The sequence below is a fragment of the Xanthomonas sp. DAR 80977 genome, from assembly GCF_041240605.1.
Classification (GTDB): domain Bacteria; phylum Pseudomonadota; class Gammaproteobacteria; order Xanthomonadales; family Xanthomonadaceae; genus Xanthomonas_A; species Xanthomonas_A bundabergensis.
Genome location: NZ_CP162487.1, coordinates 171518 through 189247, shown reverse-complemented (window position 1 = coordinate 189247; position 17730 = coordinate 171518). Strand labels below are relative to the sequence as shown.

At 72.2% G+C, this 17730-nt stretch carries 12 protein-coding genes; 3 read left to right on the top strand and 9 right to left on the bottom strand.

What is annotated here, in order from left to right; genetic code table 11:
* Window positions 1-194: 194 nt before the first annotated feature.
* The 3 genes from AB3X10_RS00855 to AB3X10_RS00845 all read right to left on the bottom strand — a co-directional run bounded on the left by AB3X10_RS00855 (window position 195) and on the right by AB3X10_RS00845 (window position 4794).
* Window positions 195-2435 (bottom strand): lytic murein transglycosylase, encoded by a 2241-nt coding sequence (locus AB3X10_RS00855; protein ID WP_369981993.1) that lies wholly within the window; start codon window positions 2433-2435, stop codon window positions 195-197.
* 169 nt (window positions 2436-2604) lie between these two features.
* Window positions 2605-4311, bottom strand: coding sequence for a sensor domain-containing diguanylate cyclase (locus tag AB3X10_RS00850; protein ID WP_369978242.1), 1707 nt, complete (start codon window positions 4309-4311; stop codon window positions 2605-2607).
* A 90-nt stretch (window positions 4312-4401) separates the two neighbouring features.
* Window positions 4402-4794, bottom strand: a complete 393-nt coding sequence (locus AB3X10_RS00845) for a YchJ family metal-binding protein (protein ID WP_369978240.1) — start codon at window positions 4792-4794, stop codon at window positions 4402-4404.
* Window positions 4795-4892: 98 nt separating this feature from the next.
* On the opposite strand from AB3X10_RS00845, the gene AB3X10_RS00840 reads away from it, so the two are divergent.
* The gene (locus AB3X10_RS00840; protein WP_369981991.1) at window positions 4893-5666 is read left to right on the top strand and encodes a sulfite exporter TauE/SafE family protein; all 774 of its coding nucleotides are present in this window, start codon (window positions 4893-4895) and stop codon (window positions 5664-5666) included.
* A gap of 158 nt (window positions 5667-5824) precedes the next feature.
* Here AB3X10_RS00840 and AB3X10_RS00835 read toward each other — a convergent pair whose 3' ends face one another.
* The 6 genes from AB3X10_RS00835 to AB3X10_RS00810 form a co-directional block, all read right to left on the bottom strand.
* Window positions 5825-9673: an ATP-binding protein gene (locus AB3X10_RS00835; RefSeq protein WP_420018512.1), complete on the bottom strand. Its 3849-nt coding sequence runs from the start codon at window positions 9671-9673 to the stop codon at window positions 5825-5827.
* A gap of 92 nt (window positions 9674-9765) precedes the next feature.
* On the bottom strand, window positions 9766-10452 hold the full coding sequence (locus AB3X10_RS00830; protein WP_369978238.1) for a DUF4194 domain-containing protein: 687 nt from the start codon (window positions 10450-10452) through the stop codon (window positions 9766-9768).
* Window positions 10439-11908, bottom strand: a complete 1470-nt coding sequence (locus tag AB3X10_RS00825) for a DUF3375 domain-containing protein (RefSeq protein WP_369978236.1) — start codon at window positions 11906-11908, stop codon at window positions 10439-10441. Before AB3X10_RS00825 ends, AB3X10_RS00830 begins: the two co-directional genes overlap by 14 nt.
* 31 nt (window positions 11909-11939) lie before the next feature.
* Entirely contained in the window at window positions 11940-12542 is a 603-nt protein-coding gene (gene folE / locus AB3X10_RS00820; protein WP_369978234.1) for a GTP cyclohydrolase I FolE, read from the bottom strand.
* Between the two features lie 143 nt (window positions 12543-12685).
* Window positions 12686-14068 carry an MFS transporter gene (locus AB3X10_RS00815; RefSeq protein WP_369978232.1) on the bottom strand — a complete coding sequence of 461 codons (1383 nt, stop codon included), beginning with the start codon at window positions 14066-14068 and terminating at the stop codon, window positions 12686-12688.
* 117 nt (window positions 14069-14185) lie between these two features.
* Window positions 14186-14734, bottom strand: coding sequence for a YdeI/OmpD-associated family protein (locus tag AB3X10_RS00810; RefSeq protein ID WP_369978230.1), 549 nt, complete (start codon window positions 14732-14734; stop codon window positions 14186-14188).
* A gap of 225 nt (window positions 14735-14959) precedes the next feature.
* Here AB3X10_RS00810 and AB3X10_RS00805 point away from each other — a divergent pair, with 225 nt between their 5' ends.
* Complete coding sequence (locus AB3X10_RS00805) at window positions 14960-15958, top strand: hypothetical protein (RefSeq protein ID WP_369978228.1); 999 nt, start codon at window positions 14960-14962, stop codon at window positions 15956-15958.
* A gap of 452 nt (window positions 15959-16410) precedes the next feature.
* Window positions 16411-17301 carry a type II toxin-antitoxin system RelE/ParE family toxin gene (locus AB3X10_RS00800; protein ID WP_369978226.1) on the top strand — a complete coding sequence of 297 codons (891 nt, stop codon included), beginning with the start codon at window positions 16411-16413 and terminating at the stop codon, window positions 17299-17301.
* Window positions 17302-17730 lie beyond the last annotated feature (429 nt).

Below are 17730 nucleotides of genomic sequence, written 5' to 3'. Positions count from 1 at the left end.
TTGCGAAGGGTGCGAGCGCGGCAGCGTAGGTGGGTCCCGAAGCATTGTCGGTAGAGCGCGTCGGGACTGAAGTCCCTCCCACAGGCGACGCGTCGGCCTGGAGCCCGTCGATTCCTTCTGGGGCCGGTCGATGACGCGGTTGCGGCAGATGGCCTGAGACGACCGCAGTCAGTAATTGTCCGCAGCGCGCGCCGTCACAGCGGCGCGACCGCGATGGTCTGCTGCAGCACGTGCTGCGCGCCCGGGGCCAGTTCGATCACCTCGGGGCCGGCGTTGGCCGCTTCCAGGCACACGAACTGGCGCCAGTGGGCGCCGACGTCGGGCATCTTCTGCGCGCCGGCTTCGCCCGGATTCCAGGCCACCAGGGTGCGGCTGCCGGCGGTGGCGATCTCGATGCGGCGCTGCAGGCCCGGGTCGAGCAGCGTGTAGCGGCCGCCGGCGCCGGTGTAGATGCGGTCGCTGCGGCCCGGATCGCGCGGGTCCTGCAGGCTCCAGTCGCCGTGCTGGCGGTGCGCGGTGGCATAGCCTTCGAACTTGTCCAGGTAGTCGAGGCCGTCCAGGCCCTGCACCCGCACCTGGGTGGCGTCGGCGACGTGGAAGTAGTTGTGCAGCGCCTGGGTGAAGCGCGCCGGCGCCGGGCCGACGTTGTCGGTGATCAGGCGCTGCTCCAGCGTGGCGCCGATGCGCAGCTGCATGTGCAGGCGCAGCGGCAGGTCGTCGAAGTCCGGCGGGGCGAGGGTCAGCACGACGCTGCCGTCGGCCTCGCGCCGCGCGTCGCGCAGTTGCCACGGCACGGTGCGCACGAAACCGTGCGCCGGCACGTCGCCGCTCTGGTCCTGGCGGCCGAAGTACGGCCAGCACACCGGGGTGCCGCCGCGGATCGGGGTGGGCGTGGGCTGCGCGCTCGGCGACAGCCACATCACCTCGGTGCCGCCCTTGGGCACGAACGACAGCAGCTGGCCGCCGAACAGGCTGATCGCGGCGGTGGAGTGCGGGGTCTCCACCAGCAGCGAGGGATAGCCGTGGAAGTCGCCTGTGCTCAGGCCGGGGATCTCGGACATGGGGGTGATGCTCCGTGGCGCGGGGGATTGGACGAAGGCCGGGTAGCGCGCCGGCACGCGGAAGGCGGTGGCGGGCTTGCCGCCGAACGGCGAGGCCGGCGTGGGCGCCGGAACGGGCGTGGTCGGCGTCGCGGGTGCGGTGGCAGGCGCGCCGGGCGTCTCGCGGCGCAAGGCGTCGAGGATGCGCTGCCCGGCGCGGCCGTCGGCCGGCTGCAGGCCCAGGCGCTGCTGCTCGGCCTGGATCGCGCGGCGGCTGGCGCTGCCGATCATGCCGTCGGCCTGGCCGATGTCGTGGCCGCGCGCCAGCAGCAGGGTCTGCAGTTCGCGTCGTTCCGGCCGGCCCAGGCCCGGATCGTCGGTGGGCCAGGCGCGGGCCAGGCCGGGCTTGCCGCGCAGCTGGTCGGACAGCAGCGCGATCGCCAGCGCATAGCTTTCGGCGGCGTTGTAGGCGTAGATCGCGTCGTAGTTGCGGAACACCAGGAACGCCGGGCCTTGCGTGCCGGCCGGGATCAGCACCGCGGCCGGGGTCTGCGGCGCCAGCGCGGGCAGGTCGAGCGCGCTGCCGTCGATGGCAGTGAGGCCGCGCGCGCGCCAGTCGGACAGCGGCCGGCGCTGGGTGCGCCCGGCCAGGGCCGGATCGAAACCGGCCGGCAGCTTCACCTCCATGCCCCACGGCTGCCCGCTCTGCCAGCCGGCCAGCTTCAGGTAGTTGGCGGTGGAGGCCAGCGCGTCGGGGATGCTGGCGACCAGGTCGCGGCGGCCGTCGCCATCGCCGTCCACGGCGACCCGGGCATAGGTGCTGGGCATGAACTGGGTGTGCCCGAACGCGCCGGCCCAGGAGCCGGTCAGGCCGTCGGGCTGCAGGTCGCCGGCCTGCAGCAGCTTCAGCAGCGCGAACAGTTCGCCGCGGAAGAACGGCTGGCGGCGGCCGTTGCACGCCAGGGTCAGCAGCGACACCAGCAGTGGGCGCTTGCCGGAGACGCGGCCGTAGTCGCTCTCCACGCCCCACACCGCGACCACGGTCTGCGCGTCCACGCCGTACTGCTGCGCCACCTTCGCGAGCAGGTCGCGATGGGTAAGCAGCATCGCGCGGCCGTCGGCGACGCGCTGGGTGTCCACCAGCCCGGCCAGGTAGTCCCAGATCGGCGTGGTGAATTCGGGCTGCGCGTCGAGCAGCGGCAGCACGCTCGGGTCCGGCTGCAGTCCGGCGGTGAAGCGGTCGAACGCGGTGGCGGCCACGCCGCTCTTGGCCGCGGCATCGCGCAGCGTGGACAGGCAGCCGACGAACGCGGGGTCCGGCGCCGGCGGCGCCGCGGGCAGGGTCTGCGCGGCGGCACAGGGCGCGGCCAGCAGCAGGGCCCAGGCGAAACGCATCATCGAAAGTCCTCGCCGACAGCAGGCCGGACATCATAAACAACCGGGGGCAACGGGCCGCTCACGTGGTGGGGTGGTGGCCGCGCGGTGGCGGTCTTGCAGGCTTACTGAGCTGTTGTGGGAATCGCGGTGGCTACCTGCGCCGATCCGCTGCCGCATGGCGCTCATCTCAATGCACCGCGACCACCCGGTTGCGGCCGCCGCTCTTGGCCGCGTACAGCGCCTCGTCGGCGCGTTGCACCAGGCCGCTGGCATCGTCGCCGGGGCGCAGCTGGACCACGCCGATGCTCACCGTCGGCTGCAGCTCCGGATAGGCCAGCGCGGCCTGCGCGCGGAAGCGTTCGCGGATGCGCTCGGCGATCGGGGTGGCCTGCGCCGCATCGGTGCCGGGCAGCGCGATCACGAACTCCTCGCCGCCGTAGCGGCCCAGCAGGTCGTCGTTGCGCAGCTCATCGCGCAACGCCTGCGCCAGCATGCGCAGGCCGTCGTCGCCGGCGCGGTGGCCGTAGCGGTCGTTGAGCCGCTTGAAGTGGTCCACGTCCAGGAACATCAGCGCCAGCGGTTGGCGCCGCCGCCGCGCGGCCTGCTTCAGCGGGCTCAGGCGCTCGTGCCAGGCGCGGCGGTTGAGCAGGCCGGTCAGCGGATCCAGGTCGGCCAGCTGCCGCGCCTGGTCGCGGTCGCGGCGCAGCGAGGTGCTGCGTTCGGCCAGTCCCAGCGACAGCACCAGCGCTTCGAAGGCGCCTGCGGCCAGCGCGGCTTCCTCGCTCCAGGTCCAGTCCGTCGCCACGCCGAAGCCCTGCAAGCTGCTGCACACGGTGACCAGCAGCAGCGGCGTCCAGCCGAGCAGGAACAGCCCGGCATAGCGCGAGCCGCGCCATGCCGCCGCCACCGCGATGCCGATCAGCAACGGCCCGCCGAGGATCAGCAGCGGGTTGACCAGGGTCCGGCCGAGCGCGTCCAGCCACGGCACCGGCAGCAGCGCCGGCAGCGCGATCAGGGTGACCAGCAGCGCATAGCCGCGCAGCCAGCGCCGCGCGCGCGGCAGGTACTGCGCCAGGTCGGCGAAGCGCTCCAGGAACAGCACCGCGGCCACGATCGAGATGGTGACGCCCAGGCGGCCCCAGAAGCGCGCGGCCTGGCCGATCGCCTCCAGGCCCAGCGGGTGCACCACGTAGCCGGTCTCCAGTGCCATCACCAGGCCGTAGCCGAGCACGTAGATCGCGTAGTACAGGAACGTCGCCTCGCGCAGGCGCCAGGCGAACACCAGCGCCATCGCCGCCATGCTCAGCATGATCGCGAAGCTCAGGCTGGCGACCACCAGCCAGCGGCCGTCCTGGCGCAGGTAGTCGGACTCGCTGCGCAGCTGGAAGCGCAGCGAAGCGGCCATGACCCCGCGCTGGTCCACCCACAGCCGCAGCGGTTGCCCGGCCGCCGGCAGCGCGTCGATGCGGAAACCCAGGCGGCCGTTGCCGGGCAACGCCTGCGGGTCGTCGCGCATCAGCCAGCGCTGCTGCGGCGCGGCGCCGGCGACCGGCGCCAGCAGGGTGATCCGCTGCAGCGCCGGGCTGGGGACGTCCAGCACCCATGCCCCCGGCGGCCACTGCCCCTGCGCCGGCCACAGCAGGACCCAGACGCCGGCATCGCCGCCGTGCAGCGCGGCCAGCCGCGCCGGATCGAAGCGGCGCAGCGCGGGATCGGCGCGCGACGGCGCCACGCCGCGGTCGGCGGCGGCGACCGGGCGCCAGGCACCCTCCAGCACCGGCGCCGCGGCGGGTGCCGCGGCGGCGGCGGCGCAGGCCAGCAGCAGGCAGCAGCACAGCAACGCCCGGCCGCCGCCGCGCCAGCGGCGCAACCGGGGCAGGAGCGCGGTCAGCACGAAACACATCACGACGGCGGCAATCGCGGGGGAACTGCACGGATCATCGGCCAGCGCCGCGCAAACCTGACCCCGCGCCTGAACATCGGTTCAGTCCAGCGCATCCAGGTAGTACCAGCGGCCGTCCTCGCGCACGAAGCGGCTGTGCTCGGTCATGCGCACCGCGCTGCCGCCGCCGATGCGGTAGCGCGCCAGGAATGCGACTTCGGCGCGGTCGGCGCCACTGGCGATCACCCGCTGCACGGTCAGGCCGAGCCAGGTGGTGCGCGCATCCACGTCAAGTTCGGCCGGGCGCGTGGACGGGTGCCAGCTGGCGCGCAGGTAGTCGGCATCGCGGCGCACGTAGGCGCTGTAGCGCGAGCGCATCAGCGTTTCCGCGTCGGGCGCGGCGGCGCCGGCGTGGTAGAGCCCGCAGCACTGCGCGTAGTCGCGCGGGCGGCCGCAGGGACAGGGATCGGCGAGGCGCGGGGCGGGCGGAGACATGCGCCGATTGTGCCGGCTGCGGCGGCACGGCGCACGCCGGCGCTGCCCTGCGCGCCGGCCCCGGCTATGCTTGCGCCCCCATCGCACGGAGCGCCGCCTTGCTGGAGCTGATCCCGACCGAGCTGCCCTGGCTTCTGTGCATCGCCTTCGTCGCCGGGCTGGTGGATGCGGCGGTGGGCGGCGGCGGCCTGATCCAGTTGCCGGGGCTGTTCGCGACCCTGCCGCAGCAGGCGCCGGCGGTGCTGCTGGGCACCAACAAGTTCAGCGCGATGGCCGGCACCGGCGCATCGGCCTGGCGCTATGCGCGCAACGTGCGCTTCCCGTGGCGGCCGGTGCTGTACGCCACCGCGGCGGCGTTCGCGTTCTCCTTCCTCGGCGCCACCGCGGTCAGCCTGCTGCCGAAGCAGGCGGTGCGGCCGCTGATCCTGGCGCTGCTGATCGCGATGCTGGCCTATACGCTGGTCAAGAAGGATTTCGGCGCGCTGCACCGGCCGCGCCACATCGGCCGCCGCGAACTGGCCATCGCGCTGGCGATGGGCGCGGCGATCGGCTTCTACGACGGCTTCTTCGGCCCCGGCACCGGCAGCTTCCTGATCTTCCTGTTCATCCGCTTCTTCGGCCTGGACTTCCTGCGCGCCTCGGCCGCCTCCAAGGTGGTCAACCTGGCCACCAACCTGGCCGCGCTGTGCTTCTTCGTGCCCAGCGGGCAGGTGCTGCTGGCGGTGGCGATCCCGATGGCCGCGGCCAACATCGCCGGCGCGGTGGCCGGCACGCGGCTGGCGCTGCGCGGTGGCACGCCCTTGATCCGGCAGCTGTTCCTGGTGCTGGTGGTGGTGCTGATCGGCAAGATGGGCTGGGATCTGCTGCGCTGAGGCGGCACGGCCGCTGCGCGCGCCGAGCGTAGCCGGTGCCGATGCGGCCGTCGCCGGCGGCTCGCCATTGCCGCGACCGGTGTCGGCGCGGGCGGGCGCAGGCGCGTCGACCGCGCCGTTCGCGAGCGACACCGGCCGGGGCGCGCCCGCCCCTGCACTCAGCGGCGGCTGCGCGCCTTGGGCGAGGCCGGCGGCTCGGCCTTGGAGCTGGCCGCCGCGCGCCCCGCGGCCGGGCGCTTGGCGGCGGCAGGCTTGACTGCAGAAGGCTTGGCTGCCGAGGGGGACGTTGCGGACTTGGCCGCTGTTCGCGCCGGTGCCGGCCTGGCTGAGCTTGCCGCCTTCCCGTTCTTGGCCGGCGTGCCGGCAGGCGCAGGCTTGGCGGGACGTGCCGGTTTCGCGGACTTGGCGCCGGTCGCCGCGGCAGCAGCTGGAGTGCCGCGCTTCGCCGCCGGGCGCGTGTGGCTACGGGTGGCCTGCACGGCATCGACGATGCCGGTCGCCGCGGGCACGGAGGCGGTGCTTCCCGCATCCGCATCCGCAGCGACATCCGCATCCATCGGCGCACGCGTCGCTGTCTCCGCGTTCGCTGCGCGTGCCGGCGCCGCATCCTGCGGCGCCGGCTCATCGCCGCGCGTGCGTTCCGGCAGCTTCAGCCGGTGCGCCTGCTCGTCGTACTCGATCAGCAGCACGCCGGAGGTGTGGCGGCCGCTGATCTCGACGAAACAGGCGCCGCCGATGAACGGCTCCAGCGTCATCACCGACTTCAGCGGCGTGGCCACCACCATCTGGAAGCCGAAGTTCTCGAAGATGTTCATCGCCAGCGCGGTGAACTCGTTGTCGGCCTTGTCGAACGCCTCGTCCAGCACCACCGCCGCGTAGCGCGGCAGTTCGCCGTCCTCGCCGCCGAGCTGGTAGCGCAGCGCCGCGGCCAGGCAGGTGGTGGCCAGCTTCTGCCGCTGGCCGCCGGACTTGCCGGCGCCGCTGCGGTAGATCTCCACCTGCGCGCGGCTATGCGCATCCAGCTCCACGCCGACGAACTCCACGTGCTGGCGCACGTCCAGCACCTGCTCGCGCCAGCGCCGCAGTTCCGCGTCCTGCGCGCCGAGCCGCTGCACCAGCGTGCGCAAGGTGGCGAACTGGGCCTCGGCCAGCGCGCGGTCCTCGGTCTGCTGGTGGCCCAGCACCTCGCGCAGCTGCTGCTGGAATTCCTGCACCTCGAGCAGCCGGCGGTCGCTGACCTCGATGGTCAGCAGGGTGCCGCGGTTGAACGGCACCTGCTCGAGGCTGGCGTTGACCTCGTCCATGCGCTGCTTGATCGCCTTGTGCGCCTCGGCGGTATGCCGTTGCAGGGCCAGCAGGTTGTTCTTGCTCTGGGTCTGCAGCAGGTCGAAGAAGCGGCCCTCGTGGCGCGGCAGGCCGTCGCTCTCCAGCCGCTGCAGGCGGGCCAGGAAATCGTCGGCGCTGGCCAGGCTGACGGTGAAGTCGCCGCTGTCCTCCGGCCATTGCTGGCAATAGCGGCGGAAGCAGTCGAGCAGTTGCTGGCCGAGCCGCGCGTCCTGGCCCTGGCTCTGCGCCAGCTGCTCGCCGAGGCCGCGCTCGACGCTGCGCAGGTGCGCCTCCAGGTTGTCCAGGTTCAGCGGCGGCAGCGCGGCCAGGCGCGCATCCAGCCCCTGCGCCTGCGCCGGGCTGATCACCGCGGTGGCCACGCGCGCGGCGCAGGTCTCGCGCTGCGCCTGCAGCCGGCTGCGCTCGCGGCCCAGCTGCGCGCGCTCCAGGCGCACGTCCTCGTAGGTGCGCCGCGCCTGGTCGCGCAGCGCCCGCGCCACGGCGATCTGCTCGCCCAGCGCGCGCAGCGCGGTGTCGCCTTCGCGCAGCTGCAGCAGTTGCTCGGCGATGTCGCTCAGGCGCTGCAGCTTGGGCGCCACGTCGATCTCGTCCCAGTCGCGCTCGGCCAGGGTGTGCGCAGCCAGCTGGCGGCCCTGGTCGAGCTCGCGCTGCTTGCGCAACGCGGCGACGTCGGCATCGCAGGCGGCGATGCGCTGCGCCAGGGCCTGGCCCTCGCGCTCATACACCTTGAGCTTGTCGCGGTTGTCGTAGCCGAGCAGCCAGCGCTTGCGGTCGCCGACGGCGTGGCGGTCGTCCTTCTCGTAGCGGTCGCCGGGATGCTTGAGCTGGCCTTCGCGGGTGATCGCGCGCTCGGCGTTGCGCAGCTGCGCGGCGCTGTCGACGCAGGCGTAGTCGAAGCGCCGGCCCAGTTCGTGGCGCAGCCAGGTCGCGTAGGGATGGTCGCGCAGCTGCAGCTTGCGCAGCAGCGAGCGCGCGTCCGGCTCGCGGCTGTGCAGGGCCTCGTTGTGGCGCACCCGGTAATAGACCAGGCGGGTGCCGAGCTGGGTCTGGTTGACCCACTCGGCGACCGTGGCGTGGTGGCGCTCGTCGACCAGCAGCGACTGCGCGAAGCCGTGCAGCACGCGCTCGATCGCGCCGCGCCAGGCGGCCTGCGCCTCGTCCACCTGCATCAGCTCGCCGACGAACGGCAGCGCCGCCTCGGCCAGGCCGGTGTCGGCGCACAGCCGCGCGCGCAGCGCCTGCATCGGCGCGGGGATGCTGGACGGCGCCTTGTGCAGCGCGTCGATCTCGGTGCGGATCGCGGCGAAGCGGCGCTCGTCCTCGCGGCGCTCGGCCATGCGCTCGGCGATCGCCTCGTCCAGCGCGCTGGCCTCGCCGGCCCCGCCGTCGCGCAGCGCGCGCGCCTGCGCCACCTGCTCGGCGAAGCCGGCGGCGCTGCCGGCCAGGCCCATGCCCAGCTGGCGGCAGGCCTGCTCGACCTGGCTGCGCCGGCGCATGCGTTCGTCGCGTTCGCGTTCGACCCGGCCGCGTTCGCGCTCCAGCGCCTCGACCCGCTCGCCGCCCTGCGCGCGCTGCTCGGTCTCGCGTTCGGCCAGCTTCTGCTCGTGGTTGTCCAGCGCCTCGCGGCGCTGCCCTTCCTCGCCGGCCAGGCCGCGGTCCTGCGTGTCCAGTTCCTGCAGGCGCGCGTCCAGCAGCGCCAGCCGGCGCTGCTCGCGGTAGCCGTCGATGCCCAGCTGCAGTTCGCGCAACTCGCCGACGCTGCGGCGCAGGGCCATCAGTTCGGCGTAGTGCTGCCGCGCCGGGGCCAGCGTCTCCACCTGGCGCCGCGCGGTCACCACCGCATGATGGGCGCCGTCGAGTTCGGCGAAATCGCCGACCAGGCGGTCGGCGGCCTCGAAGGTGCGCGGCTCGTCGAGCATGAAGCTGCGCAGGAAGGCATTGAGATCGCCCAGGTTCTTCGCCGACTGGGTCTTGTGCAGCAGCCGCAGCGCCATCTCGTTGCCGATGCCGAGCAGGTGGCGGAAGCGCTCGGCATAGCCGGCGAAGCTGTCGAAATGGTGCACGTCCTCGCCCAGGCGCTGCTTGAGCCGGCGCAGGTCCAGGTCGAAGCCGTCCAGTTCGGCGGCCACGTCGAAACCGCGCGGCACCACCATGTAGTGCTTGCGCACGTCGGCCGCGGCGGTGCCGCTGCCGGCGATCCAGAACAGGCGCACCAGGCTCACCGCCTGGCCGTGCGCGTTGCGGTATTCCAGCGCCAGCGCCGACCAGGTCGCGCCCTTGCGCAGGTACTGGGTGGCGATCTCGCCGGAGGCGCTGTCCTGCTGGTCGGCCCAGGCGCCGCGCACGTACGACACCAGGCTGCGGTCGCGGCCGCTGCGCTCGGCCTCGCGCGCGGCGGCGTTGAAGTCGACGATGCTCGGCGGGGTCAGCAGCGCCGACATCGCATCGAGCAGGGTCGACTTGCCCGAACCGGAACGGCCGACGAACAGGAAGCCCTTGTCGGCGATCGGCACGTCGGTCAGGCCGTTGAAGGTGCCCCAGTTGTACACCTGCAGGCGGCGCATGCGGTATTGCTGCGCGCGCTGCTCGGCCAGCGTATCGGCGAACAGCGACGGCGCGGGGACGGGCGCGGACAGGGACGGATCGGACAGGGACGTCATCGTGTGCTCATCGGGAAATCAAGATCGCCAGGGCGCCTGGCGGTGGGCTGGGGCGGGCCGGCGGTGGGTCGCGGCTGAAGCCGCTCCTACCGTCACCGCGGCGCATCCACCGCCGCGCCCTCGCGCAGGCCGCGGTAGGCGGCGGCCAGCGCCTGCACGTCCTCGGCGGAGAACAGCAGCTTCAACGCCGGCGACACCTCGTAGCGGTCCTCGCTGCCGCGCAGCCTGGACAGCAGGTGGTTGTCGCGCATCTTCGCGATCGCCGCCAGCACCCGCCGCGCGAAACCGGCGCGGTCGGTGGACACGTGCTTCTCGTACACCGACAGCACTTCCAGCAGTTGCGCCTCGTCCACCACCGCGCGTTCGCCGCGGGTATCGGCTTCGGCCAATTGCTGGCGCAGGAACAGCAGCAGCACCGACTCGATGAAGGTCAGCGGCGCGGTGCGCAGCAGCGCCGGCGTGTCCAGCTCGCCGGTCTCGGCCTGGCGGGCGAAGGCCACGCCGCCGTCGCGGTCCAGCACCAGTTCCAAGAACAGCTCGCACAGCACGCGGCGCACCGCGGCCTCGTGGCGCAGCAGCGCCGGCCACAGCGGGCCGTGGCGGTAGGCGTCGATGCTCGGCCCGGCCAGCAGTTGGCACAGCGCGCGGCGCGCCTCCAGCGGCAGGCTGCCGGTGTCGCCGGCGAACAGTTCGCTGCGGCCGTCGGCCTGGGGCGCGGCGGCCGCCGCGGTGTCCAAGCCGTCGGCGTCGCCACCGGGCACGTCGTCAGACCAGTTCATTGCGTTTTTCCTTGGTGAACCACACCAGCGGGATGCGGGCGCGCCGCAGCTGGCCATCGTTGCCTTCCCATTGCACCGCCTCCCATGCGTCGGCGACCACCACGCCGTGGCGGGTGCCCAGCGCCAGGTAGCCGATCACGCTGCCCAGCCCCTGCTGCGCCGGACGCTGGCGCAAGGCCTCGCCGATGGTCAGCTGCGGCTGCTGGCCGAGCAGCGCGTGCAGGTCCTCGCGCAGGCCGCGCAGGTCGATCTCCGACTGCGCGACCAGGTCGCCGACGCTGTCCAGCGAGATCGTCGCCGCCTCCGCCGCCTGCACCCGGCCATCGACCTGCTGGCTGCGCGGGTCGTGCAGCCGCCACTGCGACAGCGAGCGCAGCCGCGCGCTGCTCAGCGGCAGGGTGTAGCCGGTGGCGGCGGTGGCATGCAGCCGGTCGCGCAGCTGCAGCGCCTCGCCCTGCGCCTGCTTCAGCAACTGGTTGAGCCGGCGCTGCTCCAGGTAGCCGCGGCTCTGCACGAACCCGCGCAGGCTGCGCGCGAAATGCTGCATCACCTCGTGCACCTGGCCGCCGCGCTCGAGCAGGGTGCCGGTGAGCCCGCGCAGGAACGCGCGTTCCTGGCGGTCGAGCCGGCGCGCGAACCCGCGCGCCAGCAGCGTGTCCAGCGCCGCGTCCAGCTGCACGCTCTGTTCGGCGTCGTTGAGCAGGCTCCAGAACGCCTGGAAGCTGCGCCCGGCGTCGCTCTCGCCGATCACGTCGATGCCGGCGAACAGCTTCTCCAGCACGTCGCCGCGCGCACCCTCGTCGTCGATGATGCGCTCGCGGAAATCGCGGTTGAGCTGTTCGAAATCGTCGCGAACGCGGCGGAAATCCTCGGCCAGGTCGTCGGACAGGCGGATGATGTCGCGGGTGCGCTCCAGCGCGCGCTTGCCGTCCAGCGCGGCCAGCTTGCCGGCGGCCACGCGCTCGATCTCCGCGTCCAGGCGCGCGCGTTCGGCGCGCAGCGCGGCCAGCCGCGCATCCGGATCGGTCTCGGTCTGCCCGGCCAGCTGCACCAGCTGTTCGATCACCAGCGACAGCCGGCTCTCGGTGGCGACGCTGGCGCTGCCCTGCACCCCGGCGATGAAGCGGATCGCCTGCGCGGCCTGGCGCGACAGCTCGTACTCTTCCTCGGCATCGCCTTCGGGCAGGCGCCGTTCCAGCCAGCCCTGCGCCAGCCAGTGCGCCAGGTAGGCCTGCGCGGTGCGCGGCAACTCGCGCGACAGCTCGTCGTCCTTCAGCGCATCCAGCTGGCGCTGCAAACGCTCGTGCAGCACCGACGACGGCAGCCGCCGCTGCGCATCGCCCAGCAGGGTCTGCAGCAGGCCGATCAGTTCCGGCGCATGGTCGGCGGCGAGCAGCTTCCACAACGGCTGTTCGCGCAACTGGCGATAGCCGGCGATCCGGACACGGTGCTTCATGCAGGAACCGACGACCGCCCCATCCGCACGCTCAGCGCACGCCGCCGTCGATGAAGCGCAGGAACTCGGCGCGGGTGCGCGCGTCCTCGCGGAAGGTGCCGAGCATCTTCGAGGTGACCATGCTCACGCCGCGCTTGTGGATGCCGCGGGTGGTCATGCACTCGTGCGCGCCTTCCACCACCACACCCACGCCCAGCGGCTGCAGCACGTCCTGGATGCACTGCGCGATCTGCGCGGTCATCTTCTCCTGCACCTGGAAGCGCCGCGCATAGGCCTCGACCACACGCGCCAGCTTGCTGATGCCCACCACCTTGCCGCGCGGCAGGTAGCCGACGTGCACCTTGCCGATGATCGGCGCCATGTGGTGCTCGCAATGGCTTTCGTATTCGATGTCGCGCAGCACGATCAGCTCGTCGTAGCCGGCCACTTCCTCGAAGGTGCGCAGCAGGTACTCGCGCGGGTCGGCCTGGTAGCCGCTGAACCAGTCGCCATAGGCCTCGGCCACGCGCCGCGGGGTGTCCAGCAGGCCTTCGCGGTCCGGGTCCTCGCCGGCCCAGCGCAGCAGGGTGCGCACGGCGGCTTCGGCCTGGTCCTGGGTCACAGGGGATTCGGGGGTCTTCTTGGAGTCGGCCATGAGCGAAAACGCCCGTGAGGGGGGCTGCATGGTACCCGAGTCGCACGCGCGCCGCAGAACCCGGGGCGCGGCCCTGCCGGCGGGGATTGCAGTGCGCCTTGCGCGGGCATGGCCAGGCCACGCCCGGGCAAGGCGCCGCGGCCTCAGCCGCGCCCGGCCGCCGCCTTCGCGGCCTTGCGCTCGCGCATCGCACGCTCGTCGTCGAGCCAGTTCGCGCCCTTGTTGCTCAGGAAGAACATGTACACCACCAGCGACACCGCGATCACCGCCGTGGCGTACCAGACGAAGGTGGTCACGTGGCCGGTCTTCAGCGAGGCCTGGTACAGCAGCGGCGCGGTGCCGCCGAAGGCCGAGTTGGCCAGCGCGTAGCCCAGGCCCACGCCCAGCGCGCGGATGTGGGTCGGGAACAGCTCCGCCTTCACCACTGCGTTGATCGAGGTGTAGCCGGTCAGGATCACGAAACCGGCGGTCAGGATCGCGAACGCGGTCAGCCAATCGCTCTGCTTGGGCAGCTCCAGCACCAGGAACCAGGTGTAGAGCACGCCGCCGATGCCGAAGAACACCAGCAGGGTCTTGCGCCCGATGATGTCCGACAGCCAGCCGCCGACCGGCTGCATCAGCATCAGCACGGTCAGCGCGACCAGGTTGATGATGGTGCCGGCCATCACGTCGTCGCCGGCGAACGCGGTCTGGATCATCTTCGGCCCGGTGACCGAATAGGTGTAGAAGGCGATGGTGCCGCCCGCGGTGACCAGGAAGCACAGCAGCAGCGGCCGCCACTGGTGCACGAACAGCTCGTGCAGCGAACCGGCCGAGCGCGCCCCGCCCTTCTTGGCCTCGGCGATGGAGTCCGAGCCCAGCGACTCGTCCATCGTGCGGCGCAGCCAGAACACCACCAGCGCGCCGATGCCGCCGAGGCCGAACGCCACCCGCCAGCCCCATGCCGACACCTGCGAGGCATCGAAGAAATGCAGCATCAGCAGCAGCGTCGCCTGCGCCAGCACGTGGCCGCCGACCAGGGTCACGTAGTGGAACGAGGACAGGAAGCCGCGCCGGCCCGGGATCGCCGCCTCGGACATGTAGGTGGCGCTGGTGCCGTACTCGCCGCCGGTGGCGAAGCCCTGCAACAGCCGCGCCAGCAACAGCACGATCGGCGCGGCGATGCCGATCGTGGCCACCGTCGGCGTGATCGCGATGACGAACGAACACAGCGCCATCAGCGACACCGAGATGGTCAGCGCCAGGCGGCGGCCGTAGCGGTCGGCGAAGCGGCCGAAGTACCACGCGCCGATCGGCCGCATCAGGAAGGTCATGGCGAAGATCGCCCACACGAACATCGTGGCGTTCTTGTCCTCCTTGGAGAAGAACTGCGACTCGAAGTAGGTGGCGAACACCGAGTAGACGTAGACGTCGTACCACTCGACCAGGTTGCCGGCCGAGCCCTTGAGCGTATTGGACACCGAGCGGCGCAGGCTGCCGGGTGCGGCGCCGGAAGCGGCGGTGGTCGGGGATGCGGGTGCGCTCATGCGATGAGACCCTTCAGCAGATGGACACCGCCGGAGTATAGGTGGCGGTTTGCGAGGACGATGTCGCGGCAGCGGCGGCCGGTGCCCCGCGCTAGCGTCGCGACGTGCGGCTGTGCGTCATGGCGCCGCCTTCGGCGCGCCGAGCGACTTGCTGTACATGCCCGAACGGTCGAAGCAACAGGCGCGGCGCTTGCCCGCGGCGAGCATGTCGCAGGCGCTGGCGATGCGCTTGGCGCGCGTGTCGGCCTTCTTGCCCGAGACGATCCAGAAGATCCAGTCGCGTCGCGCCAGCGCGGTGATGGCGTCCCAGGTCGCACGCGCGGCCGGATGCGCGGCCAGCGCGGCGTCCAGGTCGGGCGGCAGCACCGGCTCCGGCTCCACCGCCACCGGTGCGATCGCCAGCGCCACCGTCTCGCCCGCGGCGACCCCGGCCGCCGCACGCAGCGCGTCTTCGACCTTCAGCCAATGGCCGCCCTGCCCGTCCGGCTGCAGCGTGGCCTGGAACGGCTGCCCGGCGAACGCGCCCTCCACGCTGACCATGCTGCGCGTCGGCAGCCTGGCGCTGGCCTCGGCGGGCAGCACCAGGAACGTCCAGGCCGCATCCGGCGGCGTCGCCGGCCGCAGCAACGTCGCCTCGAAGCGGAGGGTGGCGGTGGCCTTGGACATGGCGCGGACGATAGCACTGGGCGGCGGCGACGTGTCCCGGCCCAGGCCCGGCGGCCGCCCCGCACGATCGCAGTGGCGCACAACTGCAGTCGATCCAGGCGATAGGTGCGGGCTCTTCTTTACTGGCCTGCCACGTTCAACCATGCTTTCGCATCGGCGATGTCGCCGTGCGGCGCAATCCGCCCCACGGCGACCACCGCCGCCCACCCCAATCCAGTGACCACCATGCCCATCGCCGCCCGCCCCACCCTGATCCGCGAACGCGCCGGCGCGGGCCACGCGTCCAGATCGCGCTCGGCGCTGCTCGCGTGCCTGCTGCTTGCCGGCGCCGTTCCTGCCAGCGAGGCGAAGACGCACTATGCGTCGTTCACCTATCGCCAGACCTCGGGCACGCGGCCCTACGTCCCGGTCGAACTGAACGGCACCAAGCTCCTTTTCATGGTCCATGCCAACGCCAGTTTCTCCGCCATGACCACGCATGCGAATGCGAAGAAAGCGGGCATCGGCGATCTCGTGCCGCTCGGCGCCTACGGCATTACCGAGCCGGGCAAAGTGAGCGAGCTTGGCAGGGCCAAGGCGGTCGCGACGCGATTCGTGGTCGGCGGCCGCATCGACAAGGACCTGGGCATCCTGGTGTTCGAGATCCCGCAGACGCCCCCTGTCGACGGGATGATCGGAATCGAGTGGCTCAACGCCTCCAAGGCCCTGGTCGACTACCGCCACGATCGGCTGGTGCTTCCGGAAAGCGACCAGGACGTGGCGGCCGAACACCGCCGCCTGCGCGAGCAAGGCTACGCCGCCCACCCGATGACCTGGGACGCCAAGGAAGATCGCTACTACGTCTTCCCGACGGTGAACGGCGCCAAGTCCAGGTTTGCGGTGTCCACCGTGGCGTCGATCTCGATCGATACCGCATTCGCGTCGCGGGCCGGCATCGCGCTGGGGCCGGTCGTGGACCACTACGGCGGGCCGACCGGGACCACCGGCGATGAGCGCGAGACCGCCGAACCGTTCGCGATCGCGCTGGATGGGCAACGCCTGCAATCGGTCAAAGCGCAGAGCTACGATCTGTACGCGTACGACGGCACCGAGCGGCCGTCCGAGGCGTCCGAGATCGTCGATGGGTATCTCGGTTGCGATTTCATGCGCGCCAACGACGCCGTCATCGATTTCGGGTCGGGGCTTCTCTTCACCAGGCCGAAGACGCCCGCGAAGCACCGCTGACGACCACGGCACGGCGCGGGCACGCAGCGGCAGCTTGGCGTTCGCGTCAGCCGGCAGGACCAGGGCAGGGCGAGGCCGCCACCTTCCGCAGTCCCGACCGCGTCAGCCGCGCCTCGCAGCAGATCCGGGCGGCGGCCTTGGACATGGCGCGGAAGATGGCGCCACCCGCCTGCGCCTTGTCCCGGCTCATGCCTGCGGGCGGCCAAGCCGTGCGCGAGTGCCCTGCGGAGCCGGCCGATCACCTCCCTGCGATCTTGCGGTCGCGGCGAACGCGCCGGCCGCGTGCAGGCGCGGCCTGGCCGCATCCCCTGTCCCGCCAACAGCAACAGACCCTAAGCGTGCTGTGGCCCGACAAATGAACCGGCCCTCGCACGCGTTACGATGGCGCCCCCACCGGCCGCACCCTGCAGACCCCCCATGAAGGCCCGCACTCCCGACGCAGCCGCGGCGGCATGAGCAACGCGTCGCATCGCGCGGACCCCCGGGCCAGATCCTGGGACGAACGCCTGGAGCCGTGGATTGCCGCCATCGTCAGCGCCCTGCTGCATGTGCTGATGCTGCTGCTGTTGCTGCTGGCCGACCCGCCCACCATGAGCACGCCGCAAGGCGCCGCCAGCGGCGGCCGGACCAAGGTGGACTTCATCGGCGCCACGCGCCAGCCTGTGCATCCGGCCAAGACGCCGCCCAGCCCCACCCCCGCGCAGAAGCCGGTCGCGGCCAAGAAGCGGCGCGCCACCTCGCCGGTGCAGTCCACGCTGGTCGCGCAGTCCGACCACCCGGTGCCGCCGCCCGATCCGGCCGCCACGGCCAACACCCCGGCGCCGCCCGCGCCCACGCCCGCCGAGCAACCGGCCCCGCCGCAGCCGGACCCCGCCACGCAGCAGCAGGCCCAGGCCGCCGCCAGCGAACCCGAACCGACCCAGCGCCGCGAGACCTGGACCGGGCGGCCGCCGGGCGCCATCGACCAGGACCTGGGCCCCAACGAAACCGGGCTGGTGCGCGACGGCGGCGGCCGTGGCGGGCGCCGCGGCGACCCCAGCGACGCCGGCCCCAGCATGGAACTGGGCGGCTACCTGGTCTATTACGACCTGCGCAGCGAAACCCTGCTGCGCGCCTGGATGGACCAGGGCATGAAGGAATTCTTCATCCTGCTGCCCGGCACCCAGTACCGCATGGCCTGCCCGCTGGAGATCGCGATGAAGCGCGGCTCCGGCAAATGCCGCGCGCTGCCGCCGGATTCCCCGGAACTGAAGGCCATCGGCGACGCCCGCGAAGTCATCACCATGCTGCAGGTCTACAAGCAGGGCGAACTGGTCTGGCGCGGTCCTGGGCCGTACAAATAGCCGCGTTCTGAAGAAGCAGGCGTTGGGCTGAAAGTCCAGCACACTCGGCCAACAGCCCCTCTCCCCCCGGGAGAGGGGTTGGGGTGAGGGTAAGGCGCGAAGCGACTCGCGGAGTGAGTACGCAGGCAACGCCGTCCCCGCATCCGGCGTTGTTGCACAGCGACCCGGCACTTCCACCTCCGATGCTCGATGCGGCGTCTCGAAACGTTCGCTCACCTTCCGCAGCGGTGCAGACACGCGGGCGCGCGCCGCGCATCCGCGCGCGAGCGTGGCGCCGCGCCGCCTGCTTCCCCACAGCTGCTATGCAAGCGCCTTTCCCCACCGCCACCACTCGGCCCATGCAACGTGAATGAAAGCGTGCCGAACAACACGCCCCATCACGCTCCTTTTGCAATTCCCCATCGCCCCCGTTGCTAGAGTGCCGGCGCG